Genomic DNA, 23,896 nt, shown 5'->3' with positions numbered 1-23,896 from the left:
AATATGCAGGACGATCGAAACGTCTCGCCCGACGGCGACGCTGTCGTCGAGGGCCCTGCCGAGTCCCGCTATCTCGTGCCGGGCCTAGAGCGCGGCCTGCGCATCCTCACCCAATTCTCGCCGCGCGAACCGGTGTTCAGTGCACCGGAACTGTCGCAACGGCTGGGCATTCCGCGCACGACCGTCTTCCGTCTGCTGCAGACGCTCGAAGCCATGGGCTTTCTTGAGCGTGCGGGAAGCGAAAAGAACTTCCGTCTGGGCGTGGCCGTGCTGCGTCTGGGCTTCGAATACCTCAGCTCGCTGGAACTGACCGACCTGGGCATTCCGATCATCGAGCGCCTGCGCGACGCCACGCAACTGACGTCGCACATCGTGATTCGCGACGGCCGCGACATCGTGTTCGTCGCGAAGGCGCAAAGCGTCGCCGGCGTCTTCAACTCGATCAAGGTCAACGTCGGCACGCGTCTGCCCGCGCACGCCACGGTGCACGGTCACGTGCTGATGGGCGATCTGACGCTCACCGAACTGCGCGCGCTGTATCCCGAGAAGACGCTGGAGAAATTCACGCCGCAGACGCCAGAGTCGCTCACCGAACTGTTCGAGCGTGTGCGCGAAGACGCCGAACGCGGCTATGCCGTGTCGGCCTCGTCGTTCGAGCGCGGCATCAGCGTGGTGAGCGCGCCGGTGCGCAACGACGTGGGTCGCATCTGCGCCGCCATCACGGTCACGATTCCGCGCGCGAACATCGACGCATCGATGCTCGACGCGGGCCTGATCGGTCAGGTGCGCGAAGCCGCCGATGCGCTCTCGCACCGTCTGAACTACCGCCCTGGCAGCGACGGCAAGTCCACCCCCTACATGAAGTCACTGGGACTCAAATGATCAAGATCGACCTTTCCTCGCGCGCAGCGCTGGTCACGGGCGGCACGTCCGGCATCGGGCTGGCAACCGCCGAGCGCCTGCTCGACGCCGGGGCCGCCGTCGCCATCTGCGGGCGCAACCCCGAGCGGCTGGCGCAAGCCGAAGCGCATCTGCGCGAGCGCCATCCTCAGGCGCGTCTCATCGCCGCGCAGTGCAACGTGCTCGACGAGGGCGACGTCACTGCACTGGTCGAGCGCGTCCGTGGCGAATTCGGTCGTCTCGACATGCTCGTGAACAACGCGGGACAGGGTCGTGTGTCGACGTTTGCCGACACGACCGACGACGCCTGGCGCGAAGAACTCGAACTGAAGTACTTCAGCGTGATCCGCACCACGCGCGCCTGCTTGCCGATGCTGCGCGACGCCGCACGCGAGACGGGGGACGCTGCCATCGTCTGCGTCAACTCGCTGCTCGCGCTGCAACCGGAGCCGCACATGGTGGCGACGTCGTCGGCGCGCGCAGGGGTGCAGAACCTCGTGCGTTCGATGGCGGGCGAATTCGCCCCCGACGGCGTGCGCGTCAACTCGATTCTGATCGGGCTGGTCGAGTCGGGACAGTGGCGTCGTCGTTACGCCGCTGCGCAAGAGGCAGGCGACAGCAAGACCTGGTCGGAGTGGACCGGTGAACTCGCGCGCAAGAAGCAAATCCAGTTGCAACGTCTGGGCAAGCCTGAAGAGGCGGCCGCAGCGATCTTTTTCCTGGCTAGCCCGCAGTCGTCCTATACGACGGGCAGCCACATCGATGTTTCCGGAGGCTTGGCAAGACATGTCTAACAAAACCACCGTCGGCGAAGTCATCGCGGCGTTTCTCGAACAGTGCGGCGTGCAGACCGCATTCGGCGTTATCTCGATTCACAACATGCCGATCCTCGACGCCATCGCGCGTCGCGAAAAGATCCGTTACGTCGGCGCACGCGGCGAAGCCGGTGCCCTGAACATGGCCGACGGCCTGTCGCGCGTGTCCGGCGGACTGGGCGTGGCCTTCACCAGCACGGGCACGGCCGCCGGTAACGCGGCCGGTGCGATGGTCGAAGCGCTCACGGCAGGCACGCCGGTGCTCCACATCACTGGCCAGATCGAAACCGAATTCCTCGACCGCGATCTCGCCTACATCCACGAAGCCCCGGATCAGCTGAGCATGCTCAACTCGATCTCGAAGGCGGCTTACCGCGTGCGTTGCGTCGACACGGCGCTCGCGACGGTGCGCGAAGCGGTGCGCGCTGCGCTCAGCGCACCGACCGGGCCGGTGAGCGTCGAGATCCCCATCGACATTCAGGCGGCTGAAATCGAATGGCCGAGCGATCTGTCCGCACCGCACATTCCGGTGCCGACGCACGACGAGGCACGCGTCGCCGCGCTGGCCGACAAGCTGGCGTCGGCGCATCGTCCGCTGCTGTGGCTCGGTGGTGGTGCACGCGGCGCAGAAGCTGCCGTCAAGCGTCTGGTCGACATGGGCTTCGGCGTGGTGACGAGCGTGCAGGGTCGCGGCATCGTGCCGGAAGACCACGCCGCGACGCTGGGCGCATTCAACATCCACCCGACGGTCGAGAAGTTCTACAAGACGTGTGACGCGGTCCTCGTGGTCGGCTCGCGTCTGCGCGGCAACGAAACGCTCAAGTACAAGCTGGCGCTGCCGCGTCCGCTGTATCGCGTCGATGCCGACGGACTGGCCGACAACCGTGGCTATCGCAACGACCTGTTCATTCAGGGCGATGCCGCCAGCGTGCTGAACGCACTCGCCGACCGCCTGCAAGGTCGTCTCTCGGTCGATCCGGCATTCCACGCCGACCTCGCTGCCGCGCGCGATGCTGCTGTGAAGCAAGTTGCCGAAGGCCTCGGTCCGTATCGTCAACTCGTGGCGGCGCTGCAAGGCGCGCTCGGTCGCGACTTCAACTGGGTGCGCGACGTCACGATCTCGAACAGCACGTGGGGCAACCGTCTGCTGAAGATCTTCTCGCCGCGCGCAGGGGTGCACGCGCTCGGTGGCGGCATCGGTCAGGGCATGCAGATGGGCATTGGCGCGGCGCTCGCGGGTAATGCGAAGAAGACGGTCGCACTCTGCGGCGACGGTGGCCTGATGGTGAACGTCGGCGAACTCGCGACTGCCGTGCAGGAAAAGGCGCCCGTCGTGATTCTGCTGATGAACGATCAGTGCTATGGCGTGATCCGCAATATTCAGGATGCGCAGTACGGTGGCCGTCGTCACTACGTACAACTGCATCAACCGGACTTCGCCGCGTTCTGCGCGAGCCTGCAACTCAAGCACGAGCGCATTACGTCTATCGATCAGGCGGAGGGGGCTGTGGCCCGCGCCGTCGCTTACGACGGTCCGGTGCTGCTCGAAGTAGACATGCTGTCGGTCGGTAACTTCGCGTCGCACTTCGCCGGTCCGCCGGTCCGGGAGCCTGCGAATGCATGAATTGAATCATCGTCCCGTTGACGTCGCACTCATCGGCTTCGGCGCGATCGGCTCGAAAGTGTACGAAGCGTGCGCGAGCGACCCGTATCTGCGCGTAGGCCATGTGATCGTGCCGGAAGACGCCGCCGAGCGTGTGCGCGGCAGCGTGCGTGCGGGTACCGAAGTGGTTTCGTCGGCGCAGGCGCTCTCGAGCCGTCCGGACTTCGTTCTGGAGTGCGCCGGACACAGTGCACTCTCGGGGCACGTCGTGCCGCTGCTCAAGTCGGGTGTCGACTGCGCGGTGGCCTCCATTGGTGCGCTCTCCGATACCGATCTGCTCGCAGCGCTGGAACAGGCCGCGAAGGATGGCGCATCGACCGTCACGTTGCTCTCCGGTGCGATTGGCGGCATCGATGCCATCTCTGCCGCCCGTGAAGGCGGGCTGGACGAGGTGCTGTATACGGGTCGCAAACCGCCCATGGGCTGGCACGGCACGCCCGCCGAGCAGGTCTGCGATCTCGCCACGCTCACCACGGCGACCGTGATCTTCGAAGGCAGCGCCCGGGATGCTGCGCGTCTGTACCCGAAGAACGCTAACGTCGCGGCGACTGTCGCCATTGCCGGGTTGGGGCTCGATGCGACGCGTGTGCGTCTGATCGCCGACCCGACGAGCACGCGCAACGTGCATCACATCGCGGCGCGCGGTGCGTTCGGCGAAATGTCGCTGGAGATGTGCGGCAAGCCGTTGCCGGACAATCCCAAGACGTCGGCACTTACCGCGTACTCGGCCATTCGCGCACTGCGCAATCGCGTCGCGAACTGTGTGATCTAGCAGGAAGAGAGTCATGAGCCATCAAGATTTGCTGCAAGGGTTTTCGAGCGACATTCTGGTCGGCGGCGAATGGCGTGCCGGAACCGGCAAACGCTATCAAAGCCTGTACCCGGCCGACGAAAGCGTGAATGCCGAGATCGCCGCTGCGGGTGCGGACGATGCTGTTGAAGCGGTCGAAGCCGCAGACGCCGCATGGCGTCGCGCCGATTGGGCGGGCCTGAAGCCGCATCAGCGTGCTGCCGTGCTGCATCGCGTAGCCGACGGCATCACGCAACGCGCCGAAGCGCTCGCGCACCTGCAACGACGCGATAACGGCAAGCCGATCAGCGAGACGCGCGCGCTCGTCGCGAGTGCGGCGGGTACGTTCCGCTACTTCGCCTCCTGCCTGGAGACGCTCGAAGAGACGCTCACGCCGTCGCGCGGCGACTATCTGACGATGAGCGTGCATGAGCCGTTGGGTGTGGTGGCTGCCATCACGCCGTGGAACTCGCCGATTGCGTCGGACGCCCAGAAGCTCGCCCCGGCACTCGCCGCAGGCAACGCCGTGGTGCTCAAACCGGCGGAAGTCACGCCGCTCGCATCGCTCGAACTCGGCCGCATCTGCGAAGCCGCAGGCGTGCCGCGCGGGGTGCTGTCGGTGCTGCCGGGCAAGGGTTCGGTCATCGGCGACATTCTCGTGCGTCATCCGAAGGTCAAGAAGGTGGCGTTCACCGGCGGTACGGAAGTCGGTCGCGGCATTGCGCGACTCGCCGCAGAAAAGCTGATGCCGGTATCGCTCGAACTCGGCGGCAAGTCGCCGACCATCGTGTTCGAAGACGCCGACATCGATCACGCCGTGGCCGGTGTGCTCTACGGCATCTTCAGTTCGTCGGGCGAGTCGTGTATCGCAGGCTCGCGCCTGTTCGTCCATAAAGCGATCTTCGACACGTTCGTCGAGCGTCTGGTCGCCGGTGCGAAGCAATTGCGCGTGGGGGATCCGCTGCGCGAGGACACGCAGATGGGGCCGCTCGTGACGTCGTCGCATCGTGACTCCATCGAGCGCTACGTCGCCATCGGGCTGGAAGAGGGCGGTCGACTGCTGTGCGGCGGCGAGCGTCCTGCGGGCGACGGTCGGGAGAAGGGCTACTTCTATCAGCCGACGATCATCGCGGGCCTGACGAATCAGGCACGCATGGTGCAGGAAGAGATCTTCGGGCCGGTGCTGGCCGTGCTGCCGTTCGAGAACGAAGCCGATCTGCTGGCCGAGGCCAACGACAGCGTCTACGGACTGGCCGCCGGTATCTGGACGCGCGACTTCAAGCGCGCCTGGCGCGTGGGCCGGGCGCTGGAGACGGGCACCGTCTGGATCAATACCTACAAGCAGTTCTCCATCTCGACGCCGTTCGGCGGCTGGAAGGAGAGCGGCATGGGCCGCGAGAAGGGGCGTCTGGGACTGCTTGAGTACACGAATCAGAAGAGCCTTTACTGGGGCCTGAACGAGAACCCGCTCGCCTGGGCGGGCCGGGTCTGACGTCGGTGGCAGAAGTGGGCAGCGAGTAATGACAGTGGACAGTGGCAAGCCGCGATGCACGGGGCATCGCGGACATTCGAAACTTGAGCGAGGCAAAGATATGTTGTCGATTTTCCGTGCATCGTTGGCGCGTCGCGCCTTTCTGACGGCGGGTCTGTGTGCCGTGGCGGGACTCAGCGGCGTGGCCGCACCGGTGATGGCGCAGCAGCCTGCGACGCAGCAGATCACCTATCTGCTCCCGGCCCCGGCGAACCTGCCAGCCTTCGCGCCGTTGATGCTGGCCGAGAAGAAGGGCTACTACGCGGCAGAAGGATTGTCGGTGCGCTGGCTGACCGTACAGGGCGGTGCAGACGTGGGCAAGCAGCTTGCGTCCGGTAACGGCGATCTGGGCGGTGGTCTGGGCGACACGCCGATTGTGCTGCGTCCGAACGGCATCCCCATCAAGGGCGTGGCGCTGCTCGGCGGCCGCACGCTGCACCAGTTGGTGGTGCGCGACGATGCCAACATCAAGTCGCCCGCCGATCTGAAGGGCAAGACGATCACCGTGCTGGCCTATCAGGACACCGGCTTCTACGCGACGCTCGGTCTGCTCGCCTCGGCCGGTCTCACGCGTAACGATGCACGCATTCAGGGCGCAGGTCCGGCGGGCGTCTGGCAGCAGGTCGCGACGGGCAAGGCGGAAGTGATGGTCGGCACGCCCGAGTGGGCGCAGAACATCGAAGACGCTGGCGTGAAGATCACGATGACGTCGACCGACAAGTATTTCCCGGGCATGGCGCAGGCGATTCTGGCGTCGGACAAGACCATCGCCGAGAAGCCGGAGATGATTCGCAAGTTCGTGCGCGCGACGATCAAGTCGGTCGCGGAAATCATGCGCGATCCGGCGGGTGCTGCGAAGGAATACTGCGTTGCCGTGCCAGCTTACAAGGGCAAGGAAGCCGAGATCGAAAAGATCCTCACGTACTACGCCCGCAATGTGTATCCGGGTCAGCAACGTCTGGGCGCGTTCGATCCGGCGCGTGTGACGAAGTTGCAGGACTTCTACGCGCAAGAGAAGGTCATCCGCGAGAAGTCCAAGCCGGAAGACCTGTTCACCAACCAGTTCGTGCAGTGAGCGACGCGACAGGCGAGAAAGTGATGAGCGAAACCGCACCGGGCGCAGCCCAACCCGAGACCATGATGCTGACGGTGTTCCTGCGTCACGATCAGTCGAACAATCTCGACGATTTTCAGGAGCGTTTGAAAGCCGCCGAATGGTGGGAGCGATTCCCGCCCGCTGGCGTCAAGGTGGTGTCGTGGACGGTGGCGATGGGCTTCGGCCAGATCGTCACGCTGGAACTGCCGCCGCATTTGTTACCGGTCGTGAATGTGGAACTGGAGCGCTCGGCCTGGGGTGTGTTTCGCACCGAATGCTATCCGACGTATGACTTTGTACCCGTGCACGCGCGTATTCGCGAGCGGGTGCGCAATGGAGGGAAGTGATGGACCGTTATCTGGAACCGCATCAAGCGCGTCGCCATGAGCCGACGCAATACGAAAGCCTGCTGGGAGACGCCATCGAGCGCGCCTACGCGTCGGGCACGCACGATCTGGCGGGTCTCGTGGCCTACCTGAATCGCACTGGCCCCGGCCCGCAGGAAGGTGACGTGTGGACGGAAGACGTCTACAAAGCGCAGATCGCACGACTGGCCGAAGAGTAAAAACATCACATAGCGCGATGGCCGCTCGGGCGGCGCTCGCGATGGAGGTCCCCCATGACTACGCAACAACCTATCCTCACCGCCGACGCTTTGCTCGAGCGCGGCCTGAAGAATCTCTGGTACCCGATTTGTCCGGCGCACATGGTCGGCCGCGAGCCGGTCTCGCTGCGCCGTCTGGGCAAGAAGCTCGTGTTCTGGCGCGATCAGGACAACAAGGTGCATGCCCTTGACGATCACTGCCCGCATCGCGGCGCGCCCCTCTCGAAGGGCATCGTGATGGGCGACCGCATCGCCTGCGGCTATCACGGCGTGCAGGTGCGCTGCGACGGCACCGTCATGCGTGTGCCGGGCAGCCCGGGCTGCAAGCTCGAAGGCTCGCGTCCGACGCAGGCGTATCACATCGTCGAGCGCAACGACGCGATCTGGTTGTACAACGCCACCGAAAACATCGAGACGCCGCCGCCGCTGGTACTGCCGGAAGAACTCGACGCCGACGGCGCATTCTCGTCGTTCCTCTGCTACACCGAATGGAAGGGCGATTACCGTTACGTGCTCGATAACGTGATGGACCCGATGCACGGCACGTATCTGCACAAGCAGTCGCACTCGATGGCCGAGGGCGACAACACGGCGGCGTTCCGCATTCGCGATACCGACCGTGGCTTCGTGTTCGAGAAGGAAGGCCAGCGCGACGTGAATTTCGACTGGACCGAGTGGGCCGACACCGGCACGCACTGGATGCGTCTGGAGATTCCGTACCCGAAGACGGGCGGCCCCGGCGGCAACTTCGTGATCGTGGGCAGCTACACGCCGATCTCCCCGACGCTGGCCGCCGTGTTCCACTGGCGCTGCCGTAAGCTCGACGGATGGCAGCGCGACACGTGGCGCTTCCTGTATCGCAATCGTCTGGAAGCGCGTCACTGGAACGTGCTGGAGCAGGATCGTGTGATGCTCGAAGACATGGAGCCTGACGCCAACCAGAACGAACATCTGTATCAGCACGACATGGGCATCGTGCGTCTGCGCCGTCACCTGAAGAATCTGGCGAAGGCGGAGCTCGAACGTATGCAACAGGGCAAGGCGTAAGCCGCGCGAGACGGAATATCCGATGCAGATCGATCAACCCCTCAAGGCCGAACGCATTCGCGCCGTCGCTGTGCCCGACCAGGGCACGGCGACGTGGAGCAACGGCATTCGCTTCGGCAACGAAATCCTGATGTCGGGCATGACCGCGCATCCGGCCACGCGCGATGCGGCGAAGCCGCTGAGTGCCTACGAGCAGACGCTCGTCGTACTGGGCAAGATCCGTGCGCTGGTCGAGGCAGGCGGGGGCAGTCTCGCCAACGTCTACAAGCTCGTGGTCTACGTGACCGACATTGCCGACAAGGATGAAGTCGGTCGTGCGCGACGCGAATTCTTCGCACATGTGGCGGCCGACGGCGGTGCGTATCCGTGTTCCACGCTCGTGCAGGTCAGCGCTTTGGTGTTTCCGGAGCTACGCGTGGAGATCGAGGCGTTCGCGCGCCTCGACATCGATTTGTCCGTGGCGGGCTGACCCGCGCAGACACCGAGTCATCAGCAACATCAGAGAACGGCATCATGAGCAAGTCAAACCTGTCGGCGATGGTGCGCACGCTTCGTTACGAGGCGGCGGGCATCATGAGCATCGAACTCGTGCCCGCAGCGGGCAGCAACGATACGTTTCCGGGCTTCACGCCGGGCGCGCACATCGATCTGCATCTGCCGAGCGGGCTCGTGCGCAGCTATTCGCTCGTCAATGCGCCCGGGGAAGAAAACCGCTACGTGCTCGGTATTCTGGCCGACCCGAAGAGCCGGGGCGGCTCGCGCTTCATCCACGACAATTTCCGCGTCGGCATGACGCTGGATATTTCGGCGCCACGTAATCACTTCGAGCTGGACGAGACGGCCGGTCATACGGTGTTGGTGGCGGGCGGTATCGGTGTGACCCCGATTCTGTGCATGTACCGCCGCCTGCGCTCGCTCGGTCGCAGCGTCAAGCTGATGTATTGCGCCCGCACGGCGCCGCAGGCCGCATTCGTCGAAGAATTGCGCGCACTGGGGGGTGACGTGACGTATCACTTCGACGACCAGAACGACGGCAAACCTGCGTCGCTCGCGGCGTATCTGGCGGACCAACCGGCGGGCACACATGCCTACTGCTGCGGCCCGGGCGTGATGCTCGACGCCTTCGAGGCGGCGTGCGCCGAAGCCGGTATCGCCAACGTTCACATCGAGCGCTTCGCCGCTGCACCGGATGCGCCGCCGCCTGCAACGTCGCAGGGTTACGTCGTGACGCTTGCGAAGTCAGGCAAGGAAGTCACCGTCCCGGCGGGCGCGACGTTGCTCGACACGCTGATTGCCGCAGGTATCGACGCCGAACATAGCTGCATGGAAGGCGTTTGCGGGGCTTGCGAGACGCGCGTGCTCGACGGCTGCCCCGACCATCGCGACTCGGTGCTGAGTGCATCCGAGCGCGCATCGAACAAGGTCATGATGATCTGCGTGTCGGGTTGCAAGGGCGACCGTCTGACGCTGGATCTGTGAATCTCCCATCCCCTGATTCAGAACATACTCCGAGACTGTCATGACGATTCTTGGCATCGAACAAATTACCTACGGGGTCACCGACCTCGATACCTGTCGCCGGTTTCTGGCCGATTGGGGCCTGAGCGAAGTCGCCGCCGACGCCAGCGGCGCGCGTTTTGAGACGCTCAACGGTTGCCGCGTGCTGGCCGTGCGTCACGACGATCCGTCGCTGCCGCCCGCAATGGAAGACGGGCCGACGTTGCGCGAAGTGACCTGGGGCGTGGCAACGGCCGATGAGGTCGCGGCCATCGCAGACCGTCTCGCAGATCAGCCGGGCTATTTCTTCAAGGACGGCGCGGCAGGTTGCATCGACCCGAACGGTCTGGCAGTGCGCGTTGAAGTGACGGCCAAGCGTGCGCTGGATGTGCAGGGCGCGCCGACCAATCCGTGGGGACTGCCTGCGCAGCGAGTCAATACACCGAGCCCGGTGTACGAGCGCGCACAGCCGATCGAGGTCGGCCATGTCGTGTTCTTTACGAACGCGCTGGCGGCCACACAGAAGTTCTACGAAGACAAGCTCGGTTTTGAATTGTCCGACCGCTACCCGGATCGCGGCGCGTTCATGCGTTGTGCACCGCACGGCGGACACCACGACCTGTTCCTGCTGGCGCTACCGAACGGCAAGCGCGGACTGAATCACGTGGCGTTCACGGTGCGCGACATCCACGAGGTATTCGGCGGCGGCATGCACATCGATCGTTGCGGCTGGGAAACGCAGTTGGGGCCGGGCCGTCATCCGATTTCGTCGGCGTATTTCTGGTACTTCAAAAATCCGTGCGGGGCGCTCATCGAGTATTACGCGGACGAGGACATCCTGACGCCGGAATGGCAACCGCGGGATTTCGAGCCGGGGCCGACGGTGTTCGCAGAGTGGGCGGTGGATGGCGGACTGGACGGAAATACGCGTCGTCAGAAGAAGGGCGGTGACGCGCCGACCGGCAAGTTCATGACTGATACGGCCAAGCGCTGAGTACGGGCACAGTGTTGTAGCAGCGCGTCGAATCCGGGGGGAAACGACGCGGCACGAGGGGGCATGCACAACGCATCGCCCCCTTTTGCATTTTCAGCCGATTCGCAGTTACTTCGCGAGTTCGGCGTCGATGGCGGCGACCAGACGCGGGTCGTCGGCCTTGACGTCCGGCGAGAAGCGGCCCACGACCTGACCGTTGCGGCCGATCAGGAACTTCTCGAAGTTCCACAGGACGTCGGCGGGGTTGTCGCGCTCGACACCGAAGCCTTTCAGACGCTCGCGGAACGGGCCTTCGCCGGTGGCTTCCGGTTTTGCTTCGACCAGCGCGCTGTACAGCGGGTGACGGTCGTCGCCCAGCACAGAGATCTTGGCGAACAGCGGGAACGTGACGTTGTATTGCGTGGTGCAGAAGTCGAGGATCTCGGCGTCGGTGCCCGGTTCCTGACCCTTGAAATTGTTGGCGGGGAACGCCAGCACTTCCAGACCTGCGGCGCGTTTGTCTTCGTACAGACGCTCCAGCCCTTCGTATTGCGGCGTCAGGCCGCACTTCGATGCGACGTTCACAACCAGACGCACCTTGCCTGCGTAATCGCCCAGCGAGGCGGCGGCACCGTCGTTGCGACTGACGGCGATGGTTTCGATGTTCGTGCTCATGAGAATTTTCTGTCCTTTGAGTGGTGCATATGCGACCCGTGAATGGCTTTCGGGGCAATTTGCCGAGTGTAGCGTAAGCCCGGTCGGCGCGCTGAGCGTCGCGCCGACGTTAATGGATCTTGTTGTCGAGCAAGTCTCGTGTGCGTTGACCGAACGCGCGCGGTGTGTCGCCCGCCCAGCGCTTGAACGCGCGCGAGAATGCCTTCTCGGAGATGTAGCCGACCTTGTCGGCAACCTCAGCCACGCGCAGCGTGCGCGTGGCAAGCGCCTCGGCGGCGAGATGCATGCGCACCCCGGTCAGATGCGCCATTGGCGCCGTGCCGACAAGGGCGGTAAAGCGTGCCACGAAGCGGGAGCGCGACATACCGGCCAGTTCGGCCAGCTTGCGCACATCCCAGTGCACCGACGGCTCGCGGTGGATGGCCAGCACCGCGCGGCCGACCTGCTTGTCCAGCAAACCCTTGAGCCAGTGAGCACCCACCCGTTCATTCTGCAGGACATGCGCGCGCACCATCTGCACGCACAGCACGTCGGACAGCCGTGCCGCCGCGATCATCCAGCCCGGCTTGCACGCCATCGACTCTTCGATGAAGTTCTGCAGCGTCGCTTTCAACCACGGGGCGACGGCCGGGTCGTCGTGCCGGATATGAATCACGGGCGGAAGGATGGCGAAGATCGGATGCCGGTGTGCTGAGGCGAATCCAACGATGGCCGTGTGCAACTCACACGCGGGGCCCTCGGCGCCGACGACCATTGCCAGCGGTGTATCGGAGCGTGGCGTAATGCCGCGCTCGGCAAGCAGATCGTTGAACGGCACGGCAGGGACGTCCGGCGTGCTCGACATACGGTGCGCGCTGCCTTGGGGCAGCAACACGACGTCGCCTTCGCGAACCAGCACCGGGCTTTCGCCGTCGACGTGAAGCCAGCACGACTCCCCGCGGCAGATCCGGAACGGGATGCCCTGTACAGGCTCCTTATCGAACGCCCAGGGGGCATGCAATGTGAAATGGCCGGTCACGACGGCGGTGGCGTGTACATCTGCCAGAACTTCGCTCAGTTGATCCATGACGTCTCGCTTATCTTTTTGTGGGGCGGCCATGCGCGTCGGGACCGAATCGACGGGAATTCGTACGGTTGAGACGAACGGCAACTCAATTGGATTTTGCGGTAGTTCCTTGCGCGCGTCTTGCGATCAAAAATCATTGCATCTCCCGCTACTTGCGACTCGATCATGCTTAGTCCAGAAAAGAACAAACTTCTCACCGAAGTCGGCCCCGGTACCGCGATGGGCGACTATCTGCGCCGTTACTGGCATCCGGTCGCCGGTGTCTCGGAATTCGACGACAAGGCGGTGCGCCCGATTCGTCTGTTCGGTGAGGACCTGGTCCTTTACAAGGACTTGTCCGGCCACTACGGACTGGTGCAGCGACGCTGCCCGCATCGCAACGCCGATCTGGCATTCGGCATCGTGGAGCAATGCGGCTTGCGCTGCGCGTATCACGGCTGGGAGTTCGGACGCGACGGCGCGTGCACGCATCAACCGTTTGAAGAAATCGTCGATCCGCAGGCCCGCCTGCGTCAGAAGACGCGGATCACTGCGTATGAAGTGCGCGCGAAGGCCGGACTGTTGTGGGCCTACATGGGGCCGCTTCCCGCCCCGCAGTTGCCCGATTGGGAGCCGTTCAGCTACGAGCACGGTTTTGCGCAGGTGGTCATGGCCGAGATTCCCTGCAACTGGTTCCAGTGTCAGGAAAACTCCATCGATCCGGTGCATTTCGAGTGGACGCATAACAACTGGACGGCGCGTCAGCAAGACGCCGGGGCCGCCTATGTGCCCACGCACTTGAAGGCCGCGTATGAGGAGTTCGAGCACGGCTTCGTCTACAAGCGTTTGCGCGCGGCGGAGACCGAGGAGAACGTGATGTGGACCGTCGGACGCGTCACGCTGTGGCCGAACGGCTTCTATCTCGGCCACCACTTCGAGTGGCGTGTGCCCATCGACGACGAAAACACGCTGTCGGTGTTCTGGGTTTTCAATCGTGTGCCTAAGGAGCAGGAGCCGTATGTCCAGCCACGTATCCCGACGTGGTACGGCCCGCTATACGACGAGAACGGCGACTGGATCACGTCGCACGTTGCGAATCAGGACTTCGCCGCATGGGTGGGGCAAGGGCGCATTACGGACCGCTCGAAGGAGACGTTGGGCGCGAGCGATCGCGGCATCGTGATGATGCGTCGGAAATTCTTCGAAGAACTCGAAGCCGTTGCCGGTGGTGCCGTGCCGAAGGGCTTGATTACGGATCCTGCGAAGAATGAGCGCGTGTTTCTGCCCTCGGCTTGCCGGGAGGAAATGCTCACAGGATTGACGCGCGAGGCACTCACCGCGCATCCGCTATTGGGCCCCTACTTGCATGACTTCTTTGGACAGGCGGGGCAGCCCGACGAGGTTCGTGAAGCGTATGAGCAAGCCGTCGGCCAGAAGATGCGCGGGGCGAAATTCTTTACGGTCCACGGGGCCGGAGAGGCCGAGACGTCATAGCGGTGAGGCTGAGGCGAAGTAGATGCGAAGTAGCGACGTGCGGCAAGCGTAGTGCGCGTCGATATCGCTGCGGTTGATGTGTCTGATGTGGTTCATCCGAAACAAGACTTCAACAATGTGAGGAAAAGGTGAACGTGAAACGAAACGTTTGGACGGTCAGTGCCTTTCGGGCACTGCGCAAAATAGCCGCAGCGGGGATCGTTGGGGGATGGTGTGTTCGGCGCACGCGCAGGCCGGTGCGCCGGAAAAAGAGGTGACATTCTTGCTGGCCGCACCGCCGGGCGAGCTCGCCTTTGCGCCGTTCATGCTTGCACAGAGCAAGGGATATTACGCGCAGGAGGGGTTGAAGATCCGCTGGATTGCCGTGCATGGCGGTGCGGCGGTCGGCAAGCAACTTGCGGCGGGTAACGGTGACATTGGAGATGCGCTCGGGGACACGCCCATCCTGTTGCGCAACAACGGCGTGAACGTCAAAGCGGTTGCGTTGCTGGGCGGCCACCCGCTGCATCAGTTCATCACGCGTGCCGACCGCAATATCGCGCAGGCCAGCGATCTCAAGGGCAAGACGCTGTCCGTCATGTCGTACGAGGATACGTCGTATTACGTCACGCTCGGCATCCTCGCGGCGGGAAAGCTTACGAAGAGCGATGTGACGATATACGCCGGCGGGCCGAACGGTGTCTGGCAGGACGTGGCCAACGGTCGGTCCGACGGCCTCGTCGGTACGCCCGAGTGGGGCGCTCGCGTTGAGGCGGCGGGCGTGAAGGTGCACTATCGACCGACGGATCAACTGACGCCGGGGATGGGGCAGGCGATCATTGCATCGGACAAGAAAATCGCGTCGGATCCCGAGACTATCGCAAAATTCGTCAGAGCAACGATGAAGGCGATGACGGAGATCGAGGCCGATCCGGTGGCCGCCTCCAAAGCGTATGTGGTGGCTGTGCCGTCGTATGCCGATAAGCTCGATTTCGTGACGAAGGTGCTGACTTACTACGCCAAATATGTGTTCCCCAGTCGATTGAGGCCGGGCGAGTTCGATCCGGCGATTGTGTCCCACGTTCAGAATTCGTACGTCGATAAAAAGGTGGTGCGCGCCGCACAACCGATAGAGTCGCTTTATACAAATCAGTTTATTCCGGGGAAGATGTAAGCCGTATGTAAGGTAAATCGGTATGCGAAGCTAATGTGTGGAATTGTGGCGGGCACCACATGCCGCCATCTGAGTCAGCGCGGCTACACTGAAGCGGGTGGCAACGGTGCGGCCTTGTCGTTTGGCAGTGCAGGCAGCAGTTCGGCGCGTAGCGAACCGGGGCGCGCTCGTCTGCCCCTTCAGACGGGATCGGCGGTCGCAGTTATTGACATAGCTGCGACCGCCGTGGAAGTATCGCGCAGTGTCCACGGCTTACCGAATTTCCCGAACGTCACTCGATGTCCTCCGCTCCCTCCTCCCCGTCGCCTGGCGGTGCTTCGTCGTCGCCCGGTGTCGCCGGGACGCTCACTTTTGCGCAAGCGGTCGCGCTGGCGAATTCCCATTGGCAGGCCGGACAGGCGGCACAGGCCGAAATGCTGTGCCGACGTGTCCTGGATGCCTCTCCCGAACACCCCGACGCGCACTATCTGCTTGGCCTGATGGCGCACGCCTACGGCAAGCGCGAGATGGCGATCGAGCATTTGCGAGCCACTTGCCGGGCGCCGGGGGCGCATGCGGCGTGCTGGTCCGATCTCGCGGAGATGTACCGCCAGGCGGGGCGGCTGACGGATGCCGTAGCGGCGGGGCGTCGTGCCGTCGAGATCGATCCGGCGTTCGCGCCCGGATGGAACAATCTGGGCATCGCGTTGCAGGAATCCGGTCAGCTCGAACAGAGCATGACGTGTCTTACGCGCGTGGGGGAGCTTCAGCCGGGATCGGCGGATGCGCAGAATAATCTGGGCAATACCGCACGACTGCTGGGGCGATTCGAGGTGTCCGAAGCGCACTATCGCCGCGCGTTGGACATCGATCCTCGGCGTGCCGATACCCATAGCAATCTGGCGTCGCTGTTGAGCTTGCGGAAACGTTTCGACGAAGCCGGAGAACTGGCACGTCGGGCCATTGATCTGGCACCCGAATTTGTCGACGCCTATCGGAATCTGGCTGATATCGAACTCTCGCGCGGCAATGTCGCGGCGGCGTTGCAAGTTGTGGAAGTGATGTCGGCATTCGCTGCGCAGCACCCATCGACATTGGTGGCGCGCGCCAGCGTGCTGCGTCTGGTCGGACGCCTCGACGAAGCGCTCGTCAGCGCGCGAGCCGCTGCAGAGCAACTGCCACAAAGCGCCAACGTGCAGGCGGCGCTGGTAGCCGTGGAATCGGATATTGCGAGGCGTGACGCCGTCGGTGCAACTGGCGCGCAGGTGTCGCAGGTGTCGCAGTCAAGTGCGTCGCACGATCACGCATCCGTGCATCAAGCGGCATCCGAGCGCATTGCGGCGCGGGATTTCGAAGGTGCAGAGGCGCTGCTGCGCGATGCCGTGGCGGCAGGCGCCGCACCCATGTCGATGTGGCGTCTGCTCGCGATGGCCCTGCGTGCACAGGGTAAAGCCGAGGCTGGTCGCGACGTACTGGCAATGCTCGCGCGTCAGGTCCCCGGCGATTTGTCCAACCGGTTCGATCTGGCCGAATCGCTGCTTCTGCTGGGCGATTTCGAGCGGGGCTGGCAGGAATACCGCTATCGCTACAGCCTCGAACATACGCAATCGATTGAGCGCAAAGTCCAGCGCCCGCGTTGGGACGGTCAGCCGATTCCGGGGCAAACGTTACTGATTCACGACGAGCAAGGCTATGGCGATACGTTCCAGTTCATGCGTATGGCTCGGTGGGCGCGCGAGCGCAGTCAGGCGCGTGTGATCTTCGAAGTGAATCCCGAAACGTTGTCGATTGCCCGCCGGATGTGGGGCGATGCGGACATCGTCGGACGCGGCACGCTGCCCGTCACCTTCGACCAGCATTGCGAACTGATGAGCTTGCCGATGGCGATGGGCCTCAAAGTCGCCGACTTGCCGGGCGATGTCGGATATCTCAGCGCAGATCCCGAGCGAGTCGCCCACTGGCGTGCTCGACTGGCCGACGTTCCCCGCCCGTGGGTCGCTACGGTATGGGCAGGACGCCCGGAGCATGTGAACGACAGCAACCGGTCTGTGTCGCTCGAGCAGCTTGCGCCGCTCGGTGCGAGCGGCGCAACGTTCCTCTCGATCCAGAAGGGACCCGCTTCGTCGCAGGCGACAACGCCGCCGCAAGGCATGAAGATGGTGTCGCTGAGCGACGAAATCCGTGACTTCGAGGACACCGCGGCCATTTTGCACCTCGCAGACTTGCTGATTTCGGTCGATTCGTCTCCCGTGCATCTGGCCGGTGGAATGGGGCGCCCGGTCTGGGTGCTGCTGCCGTTCGTTCCGGACTGGCGTTGGTTGCTCGGTCGCGACGATTCGCCCTGGTATCCGGGGATGCGGCTTTTCCGTCAATCCGAGCGTGCGGCGTGGGGACCCGTGATCGATAGGATGGGGAAGGCGCTCGCCGCCTTCGTCGCGGAACGACGTGGGGTGGAGTCGCAGCATGCAACTTAAAGCCCTGCTCGGTGCGTTCGCGTATTCGGTTGCTACCGTGCTGACGTCCGGCTGCGCGAGCCTTGATCGCGACGCTCACGCTCAGGCGTTGGCCGACCCGGCGGGTTTGCGTCGTGAGACGGTGACGGGTGGGCCGTTCGTGCTGACGGTGTTCTCTCGCATCACAAAGACCGATGCGCCGGTGAATGTCTACGTCGAAGGCGACGGATTGGCGTGGCTGTCGCGAACGGAGCCGTCGCTCGATCCGACGCCCGTCGCCGCGACGGGGCTCGCCCTTGCGGCGGCCGATAAGTCGCCCAACGTGGTATATCTCGCGCGTCCCTGCCAGTTCACGCCAATGGCACAGAATCCGGCATGTGGGGTGCAGTATTGGACCGGCAAGCGCTTCGCGCCCGACGTCGTCGACGCAATGAACGAGGCCGTTGGAAAGATTGGGGCGCGCGTTCCCGGGCAGCGGTTGGCGCTCGTCGGTTACTCAGGCGGTGGTGCGATTGCCGCGCTGATTGCAGCCCGACGACAGGACGTCGCGTCGCTTCGGACGGTCGCCGGTAATCTCGATGTCGAGTATGTGAACCGCATGCATAACGTGTCGGCGATGCCAGCGTCGCTTAATCCCATCGACGCCGCAACGCGCGTCGCGACGATACCTCAGATTCACTTCAGCAGCGAACAAGACACTGTGGTGCCGCCGGACGTCGAGAAGCGCTATGCGGCGGCTGTCGGTGGGAAGTGCGTAAAGACGGTTGTGGTCACCGGTCTCTCGCACGACGGCGAGTGGGCCGCACGATGGCCTGCGTTGCTCGCACAGACGCCCGCGTGTGACGCGGCGCAGTGAGCAGGCTGAAAGTGTCAGGTGCAGACCATGAAGCCGTAGCCGCTCGCTTTCGACTTCAGGTTTCCCGAACCAGTGCGGTAATCGCGTCGAGCAGCGTGACGTCTCCGCGCATGACATGCTGGCCGTTGTCGCGAAATTTGAACGTGCCGTCGTTGAACCCGTCGAGCATCTGGATGCGCGGCAGCGGGTTGCGCATGCCTTGCGCCCGAAACAGCGGGTCCCACCCTGCGGGCGGTACGGCCTCTGCGCGCACGTCTCGCACCAGAGCGCGCGCCAACGCAGCGGCGATGTCGTCCGGCGAGTAACGCTCCGGGCCCTCGATTTCCCAAATACGTTCGCCGTCGAAATCCTCCTGCATCGCACGTGCGGCGAAATGGCCCACGTCGTTTGTCGACACCATCGGAATGGCCCGGTCCACCGGTGCCAGATAACTCGGCAGCTCGCCGCGCTCACGGGTGGGCGCAATGTCCCACGCAAAGTTCTCCATCAGCCATGCGGGGCGCAGGAAGGTCACCGATGCATGGACGCCGCGCACCGCCTCTTCGAACAGACGCAGCGCAGTGATCAGGCTGGGGGTGTCGCAATCGGCGCCGATGCTCGACAAGCACACCACGCGTTTGGGGTTCGTGGCGTTCAGCGCTTTGACGATGGCGTCGATCAGGTGCCGGGCGTGCGAGAAGTCGAGTTCCGGGTCGGCGTTCGGCGGAAGCATGACGAAGACAGCTTCGCTGCCGCGAAAGGCGTTGGTCAGCGCGTCGGTATCACCATTCTCTGCAACGGCAATCTCGCCGCCGAGCGTGGCCCATCGGCTCGACTTGACGGGGTCCTGAACGATGGCCCGCAGTGGCAGGCCAGCCGTGAGCAGATCGTGTCCGATCACGCCGCCAACGCGACCCGTGATACCCATTACGGTGTACATAGTCACTCCTCACGCGCAGTAACGTTGCCGTAAAAGTAACACGGGATTGCGATCGTCTCACAAATGCATCAGGTCGGCGGATTCTCGCGTCGACGCGGGCGATGTGCTGCGACGTGCATTGAGCAGCGCTGCACCGGCATCCGCCAGACGAACGGCCTCGCGTGCGCGCTCGCACATGTCGCGCTCATAGGCGGTGATGGCTTGCCAGAGGGGCACGTGGCCATCGGCGACCGTGCGCAGATGCCGGGTCAATTGCGCGGCGTCGCGCAACGCTGTGTTTGCGCCAAGTCCCCCGGCGGGGCTCATCGCGTGGACCGCATCGCCCAGCCCGGTCACCCCGTCGATCTGCCAGGGTAGCGGGCTGGCGGTGCTGCGCACGGGCGATACGCGGACCGTCTCGGGGACCGCGTGCGAGAACAGCGAACCGAGATGCGGGTGCCATGACTGTGTCATCGACTCGATGCGCGCGAGCGGCATGGCGTCCGGCATTTCTGCGCACGTGTACGCAGGGCCGAGCAGTGTTTGCGACGGACCGATGAACGCCCAGTACAAGTAATCGGAGACCGGAGTGAGCGGCATTGCGCCGGGCGTACCCGCTGTCGATGGCGACGCCTGTGCCACCGGTGCCATGTCGCCACGCGGCGGGCGGCGAAACAGCATCGCCTCGACAATGACGGCAAACCCGTCGGCAAACACGACGGTGCTGCCTTCCATCATGGTCGCCTCGCCGTGGGCGTCCATCAGCACGAGCAGGGCGGTCGACAGCGGCGTGAGGCCGTAGATGCAGATGTCGCCCGTCTCCCGAGGGGTCATGCCCGGCAACAGGTATTCGCGAACACGGGATTGGGTGCCGTCTGCCGCGATCACGAGCCCCGGCAAACTGTGGGTGCCGTCGTCGAAATGGGCAACACGCCGGCCGTCGGCAATCGTGGTCGTGCGCGAGAACGATTTGCCGAAATGCACGCGATCGAGAATGCCGTCGAGCAGAATTTCGCGAAGCGTCTGGCGATGGACGCTGACGTCGCCCGGGATGTCGGGGGCATGCGGTGTCGGGCGTGCGGCGGCGGTCGTGGTGCGCTGGCGATGGTCGGTCACGGCCGAATCCGTGTGCGCGTCGTGCCAGCTAGGCGGCAAGACGACCTTGGCGTCTTCGAGTTGCGGGGTCACGAATCGCCCGCCGACACGCGCGACGGCCGCTCGCTCGCGAACGCGGTCGATCCCGCCGTCAGGCAGGCATTCGGTCAGAGCATCGAGGCCGTTGGCGTCGATGCGCAGGCGATAACCCTGGAAGCGGGCGTCGGGGGCGGGATCTCGCTCGTAGACATCGAACGAAATGCCCGCGCGGCGCAGGCCCTGCGCCAGGCACAGGCCGCCCAGACCCGCGCCGATGATGTTGACATGCAAGACTGACATGATTTCGATGGGCCGTCATGAGACGGCCGACAGTGGCACTTCGCTCATTGTCTGCGCGCTGCACTGTGACCTGATAACATCGTTTGGTCATTAAATAATGCGAATCGGACAAACGTATGGGCAGTCACTATTCCGACCTGTCTCGGGCAAGACCTGATGAGGCGCTGCTGCGGCTCGACGACTCCCCGCTCGCGCGCTACAAGCCGAACGACCGGCCCGACGGCCCGCCCGTGTGGGCCTTCGGTGGGAGCGATCAGGATCGGAGCCTGTTCAGGATCGGCACGCGGGAGCTGGACTGGCATTCGCATGTCCGGGGTCAACTGTTCTGTATTCACTCGGGACTGGTCCAGGCGCATACGCCATTCGGTGCATGGGTGTTGCCACCCTACCGTGCAGGCTGGATTCCCCCCAGCGTGACGCACCGCGTGTCGTTATCCGGTGTCGTGAGCGGGTGGATCGTGCTGGTCGCACCATCGGCTGCCACGGCGTTGCCGTCTACGCCCTGTGTCGTGGGCGTGTCGGAATTGCTGGCGGCGCTCGTCAAGCGTGCGGTGTCGTGGGCGACTCGCGAGGTGTTGACGGAGGAGGAAACGCGCCTGGCGCAGGTGCTGGTCGACGAGATCGCGCGCGCGCCTGCCGAGCCTCTCGGGCTACCGATGCCGACTGACGCACGCGTGGTGCGCGTGGCGCGTGCCGTGCTTGACGATCTTGGCGGGCAGGCCTCGCTGGAGGCGCTGGCCCAGCGTGCCGGTGTGTCTTCGCGCACGGCGCGGCGTCTGTTCGTGGCCGAAACGGGGATGGGATTCACGCAGTGGCGGCAACAGGCGCGTCTGGTGAGTGCGCTGGAGCGACTGGCAAACGGTGAGCCCGTCGGTACGATTGCCGACTCGCTCGGGTACTCGACCCCCAGCAATTTCATCGCCATGTTCCGGCGCGCCTTCGGAGAATCGCCAGGACGCTACTTCCGTCAGGTGGGGCCGCGTGTGCAGGCGGACGACGAGGAGGGGGCATGAGCGTGCAAGACACGGCATCGCCGCCTTCGTCGTCCTTGCCTTCGTCATCCTCAACGAGACACGTCGATACGCTTGTGATCGGTGGCGGGCAATCGGCGCTGGCGACGGCGTATTTCCTGCGTCGATGGCGCGTGAACTATCAGGTGCTGGACGATCAGCCGACTGCGGGTGGCGCATGGCAACGGGCGTGGCCGTCGCTGCAACTTTTTTCGCCTGCACAATGGTCATCATTGCCGGGGTGGCCGATGCGCGGCGGCGAGACGCATTACCCGTCGCGCGACGCGGTCGTGACGTATTTACGTGAGTACGAAGCGCGTTATGAGGTGCCGGTGATGCGTCCCGTAAGTGTGAAGGACGTTGTCGCACAGGCAGACGGATTGCGGGTGAGTACCGATCGCGGCGACTGGCTGGCCCGTACGGTCATCAGCGCGACGGGGTCGTGGCGTTCGCCGTACGTGCCGTCCTATCCGGGGCAGGATGCGTTCGGCGGGCTTCAGATGCATTCGGCCGAATACGCGGGGGCGCAGGGGCTGCACGGGCGGCGCGTGCTGGTCGTCGGTGGTGGCAATTCGGGCGCGCAGATCTATGCCGAAGTGTCGCGGGTGAGCGACGCGACCTGGGTCACGCTAAGTCCGCCGTCTTACTTGCCGGACGACGTCGACGGACGCGTGCTGTTCGAACGCGCAACGGCACGCTGGCAGGCTGTGCAGCAAGGCTTGCCGGACCCGTATCCCGATAGCGGGCTCGGACACATCGTCATGGTCCCGTCGGTGCTTGAGGCGCGCTCGCGTGGGGTGCTGCGCGCCGTGCGTCCGTTCGCAAGATTCGTCGAGGACGGTGTCGTCTGGGAAGATGGGACGCATACGCCGGTCGATGTCGTCATCTGGTGCACCGGATTTCGGCCTTCGCTGGGTCATTTGCGCGGCTTGGGCATTGCGCAGGCTGACGGGCGGATTCGCGTCGCCGGGACGAGGAGCGTCGATGAACCCAGACTATGGCTGGTTGGCTACGGCGAGTGGACGGGGTATGCGTCGGCGACGCTAATCGGCGTCATGCGCAGCGCGCGGGCGACGGCGCAGGAGATCGTCGCTCATCTCGCTGCACCTGTGTCGGAGACTACGTAGAACCGAAAGCACAGCGCTGCGGGATAGAGTGGTTCTCATGCAGTGACGGGCGCGAGCGCAGCGAAGCCGGACGATCGCAAAAAAGCCGCATATTTCGCACGAAAGCGCCTTCACTGCACATCGTTTATCCAACGTGTCGACGCCTGCGAGGTGAGGGCGTCGATGCGGCAGAGGGTGCAGATGAAGATGGGAACACTCCGGAAAATTGATTCACGTATTACACGGTTCAAAGTAGGGCACGCGGATGCCCGGCATAAGCACGATGAGATGCGGTTGCATGAAAGAATTGCGTCTGTCGAGGCGGTGCTACCGACCTTGGCAACCAAGGAAGATCTCGCGAGGGAGTTCGGCACGGTTCGTGCCGAAACGCATCGTGAAGTTGGCGGGCTCAGAAGTGAGATGCATCAGGAGTTCGGAAAGGTGCGTCAGGAGATGCATCAGGAGTTCGGAAATGTGCGTCAGGAGATGCATCAGGAGTTCGGAAATGTGCGTCAGGAGTTCGGAAAGGTGCGTCAGGAGATGCATCAGGGGTTTGGGGAATTGCGCCGAGAGATGCATCAGGAGTTCGGCAAAGTGCGCAGCGAAATTGCAGGTGAGATCGCGTCGGTCAGATCGGACATGCATGCGCTGGGCGCCGGGTTACACCGCGAACTACACGCGCTCACCTGGCGACTGATCGGCACCATCGTGACGGTCGGCACAGCGCTTGTCGCTGCGACGCACTTTCTCTCGAAGATCAGCCCTACGTAGTCGCCGAGCGGACGCGCACCCAAACAGCGAGATTGTCGCCGAAACGGTGTGCTCGCCGATGCTGAGGCGGTCGTCCGCGCAACGTTTTTCAGATCGTCTGCCGACT

At 64.0% G+C, this 23,896-nt stretch carries 23 protein-coding genes and 1 pseudogene; 20 read left to right on the top strand and 4 right to left on the bottom strand.

The window, feature by feature from the left end; translation table 11 throughout:
• The first annotated feature begins 3 nt into the window (after window positions 1-3).
• The 12 genes from NA29_RS18235 to NA29_RS18180 all read left to right on the top strand — a co-directional run bounded on the left by NA29_RS18235 (window position 4) and on the right by NA29_RS18180 (window position 10,937).
• A complete protein-coding gene (locus NA29_RS18235) occupies window positions 4-882 on the top strand; it encodes an IclR family transcriptional regulator (protein WP_052253304.1) in 879 nt (292 codons plus the stop codon).
• A complete protein-coding gene (locus NA29_RS18230) occupies window positions 879-1,694 on the top strand; it encodes an SDR family oxidoreductase (RefSeq protein WP_039400233.1) in 816 nt (271 codons plus the stop codon). The genes NA29_RS18235 and NA29_RS18230 overlap by 4 nt, the downstream gene beginning before the upstream one ends.
• The gene (locus NA29_RS18225; protein ID WP_039400230.1) at window positions 1,687-3,339 is read left to right on the top strand and encodes a thiamine pyrophosphate-binding protein; all 1,653 of its coding nucleotides are present in this window, start codon (window positions 1,687-1,689) and stop codon (window positions 3,337-3,339) included. The genes NA29_RS18230 and NA29_RS18225 overlap by 8 nt, the downstream gene beginning before the upstream one ends.
• On the top strand, window positions 3,332-4,150 hold the full coding sequence (locus NA29_RS18220) for an aspartate dehydrogenase (protein WP_039400228.1): 819 nt from the start codon (window positions 3,332-3,334) through the stop codon (window positions 4,148-4,150). Before NA29_RS18225 ends, NA29_RS18220 begins: the two co-directional genes overlap by 8 nt.
• A 13-nt stretch (window positions 4,151-4,163) precedes the next feature.
• Window positions 4,164-5,660, top strand: coding sequence for an aldehyde dehydrogenase (locus NA29_RS18215; RefSeq protein WP_039400225.1), 1,497 nt, complete (start codon window positions 4,164-4,166; stop codon window positions 5,658-5,660).
• A gap of 100 nt (window positions 5,661-5,760) precedes the next feature.
• Entirely contained in the window at window positions 5,761-6,774 is a 1,014-nt protein-coding gene (locus NA29_RS18210; protein ID WP_052253039.1) for an ABC transporter substrate-binding protein, read from the top strand.
• Between the two features lie 23 nt (window positions 6,775-6,797).
• Window positions 6,798-7,142 (top strand): hypothetical protein, encoded by a 345-nt coding sequence (locus NA29_RS18205; protein WP_039403955.1) that lies wholly within the window; start codon window positions 6,798-6,800, stop codon window positions 7,140-7,142.
• The gene (locus tag NA29_RS18200) at window positions 7,142-7,360 is read left to right on the top strand and encodes a recombinase-like helix-turn-helix domain-containing protein (RefSeq protein WP_039400222.1); all 219 of its coding nucleotides are present in this window, start codon (window positions 7,142-7,144) and stop codon (window positions 7,358-7,360) included. The genes NA29_RS18205 and NA29_RS18200 overlap by 1 nt, the downstream gene beginning before the upstream one ends.
• 54 nt (window positions 7,361-7,414) lie before the next feature.
• Entirely contained in the window at window positions 7,415-8,446 is a 1,032-nt protein-coding gene (locus tag NA29_RS18195) for a Rieske 2Fe-2S domain-containing protein (protein ID WP_039400220.1), read from the top strand.
• Between the two features lie 22 nt (window positions 8,447-8,468).
• The gene (locus NA29_RS18190) at window positions 8,469-8,915 is read left to right on the top strand and encodes a RidA family protein (RefSeq protein ID WP_039400217.1); all 447 of its coding nucleotides are present in this window, start codon (window positions 8,469-8,471) and stop codon (window positions 8,913-8,915) included.
• Window positions 8,916-8,959: 44 nt separating this feature from the next.
• Window positions 8,960-9,925: a PDR/VanB family oxidoreductase gene (locus NA29_RS18185; protein ID WP_039400215.1), complete on the top strand. Its 966-nt coding sequence runs from the start codon at window positions 8,960-8,962 to the stop codon at window positions 9,923-9,925.
• A 40-nt stretch (window positions 9,926-9,965) separates the two neighbouring features.
• Window positions 9,966-10,937 (top strand): VOC family protein, encoded by a 972-nt coding sequence (locus NA29_RS18180; protein WP_039400212.1) that lies wholly within the window; start codon window positions 9,966-9,968, stop codon window positions 10,935-10,937.
• 108 nt (window positions 10,938-11,045) lie between these two features.
• Here NA29_RS18180 and NA29_RS18175 read toward each other — a convergent pair whose 3' ends face one another.
• Together NA29_RS18175 and NA29_RS18170 are read right to left on the bottom strand one after the other, a co-directional pair.
• Window positions 11,046-11,591: a glutathione peroxidase gene (locus NA29_RS18175; RefSeq protein ID WP_039400208.1), complete on the bottom strand. Its 546-nt coding sequence runs from the start codon at window positions 11,589-11,591 to the stop codon at window positions 11,046-11,048.
• A gap of 109 nt (window positions 11,592-11,700) precedes the next feature.
• Complete coding sequence (locus tag NA29_RS18170) at window positions 11,701-12,657, bottom strand: AraC family transcriptional regulator (RefSeq protein WP_039400205.1); 957 nt, start codon at window positions 12,655-12,657, stop codon at window positions 11,701-11,703.
• 165 nt (window positions 12,658-12,822) lie between these two features.
• Between NA29_RS18170 and NA29_RS18165 the strand changes: the two genes are divergently transcribed.
• The 5 genes and pseudogenes from NA29_RS18165 (at window position 12,823) to NA29_RS18150 (ending at window position 18,571) form a co-directional block, all read left to right on the top strand.
• Window positions 12,823-14,130, top strand: a complete 1,308-nt coding sequence (locus tag NA29_RS18165; protein ID WP_039400202.1) for an aromatic ring-hydroxylating oxygenase subunit alpha — start codon at window positions 12,823-12,825, stop codon at window positions 14,128-14,130.
• Between the two features lie 253 nt (window positions 14,131-14,383).
• Window positions 14,384-15,283 carry an ABC transporter substrate-binding protein gene (locus tag NA29_RS18160; protein WP_167370904.1) on the top strand — a complete coding sequence of 300 codons (900 nt, stop codon included), beginning with the start codon at window positions 14,384-14,386 and terminating at the stop codon, window positions 15,281-15,283.
• A 278-nt stretch (window positions 15,284-15,561) separates the two neighbouring features.
• A pseudogene (locus tag NA29_RS26595) lies at window positions 15,562-16,290 on the top strand (tetratricopeptide repeat protein); the annotation flags it as partial.
• A 246-nt stretch (window positions 16,291-16,536) separates the two neighbouring features.
• Window positions 16,537-17,736 carry a glycosyl transferase family 8 gene (locus NA29_RS26590; RefSeq protein ID WP_371328978.1) on the top strand — a complete coding sequence of 400 codons (1,200 nt, stop codon included), beginning with the start codon at window positions 16,537-16,539 and terminating at the stop codon, window positions 17,734-17,736.
• Window positions 17,726-18,571 carry an esterase gene (locus NA29_RS18150; protein WP_039400199.1) on the top strand — a complete coding sequence of 282 codons (846 nt, stop codon included), beginning with the start codon at window positions 17,726-17,728 and terminating at the stop codon, window positions 18,569-18,571. Before NA29_RS26590 ends, NA29_RS18150 begins: the two co-directional genes overlap by 11 nt.
• Before the next feature lie 55 nt (window positions 18,572-18,626).
• Here NA29_RS18150 and NA29_RS18145 read toward each other — a convergent pair whose 3' ends face one another.
• The gene (locus tag NA29_RS18145) at window positions 18,627-19,490 is read right to left on the bottom strand and encodes an NmrA family NAD(P)-binding protein (protein ID WP_039400196.1); all 864 of its coding nucleotides are present in this window, start codon (window positions 19,488-19,490) and stop codon (window positions 18,627-18,629) included.
• 57 nt (window positions 19,491-19,547) lie between these two features.
• Window positions 19,548-20,903 carry an FAD-dependent oxidoreductase gene (locus NA29_RS18140; protein WP_052253037.1) on the bottom strand — a complete coding sequence of 452 codons (1,356 nt, stop codon included), beginning with the start codon at window positions 20,901-20,903 and terminating at the stop codon, window positions 19,548-19,550.
• A 116-nt stretch (window positions 20,904-21,019) separates the two neighbouring features.
• Between NA29_RS18140 and NA29_RS18135 the strand changes: the two genes are divergently transcribed.
• The 3 genes from NA29_RS18135 (at window position 21,020) to NA29_RS18125 (ending at window position 23,790) form a co-directional block, all read left to right on the top strand.
• Window positions 21,020-21,916: an AraC family transcriptional regulator gene (locus NA29_RS18135; protein ID WP_084103901.1), complete on the top strand. Its 897-nt coding sequence runs from the start codon at window positions 21,020-21,022 to the stop codon at window positions 21,914-21,916.
• Entirely contained in the window at window positions 21,913-23,040 is a 1,128-nt protein-coding gene (locus NA29_RS18130) for an ArsO family NAD(P)H-dependent flavin-containing monooxygenase (RefSeq protein ID WP_084103899.1), read from the top strand. The genes NA29_RS18135 and NA29_RS18130 overlap by 4 nt, the downstream gene beginning before the upstream one ends.
• A gap of 180 nt (window positions 23,041-23,220) precedes the next feature.
• Window positions 23,221-23,790: a hypothetical protein gene (locus tag NA29_RS18125; RefSeq protein ID WP_150777557.1), complete on the top strand. Its 570-nt coding sequence runs from the start codon at window positions 23,221-23,223 to the stop codon at window positions 23,788-23,790.
• Window positions 23,791-23,896: the final 106 nt, after the last annotated feature.

This window comes from Pandoraea sputorum, from assembly GCF_000814845.2.
Classification (GTDB): Bacteria; Pseudomonadota; Gammaproteobacteria; order Burkholderiales; family Burkholderiaceae; genus Pandoraea; species Pandoraea sputorum.
Note: the sequence above shows the minus strand (reverse complement) of the source record. Positions and strands in the feature narration are given on the sequence as shown.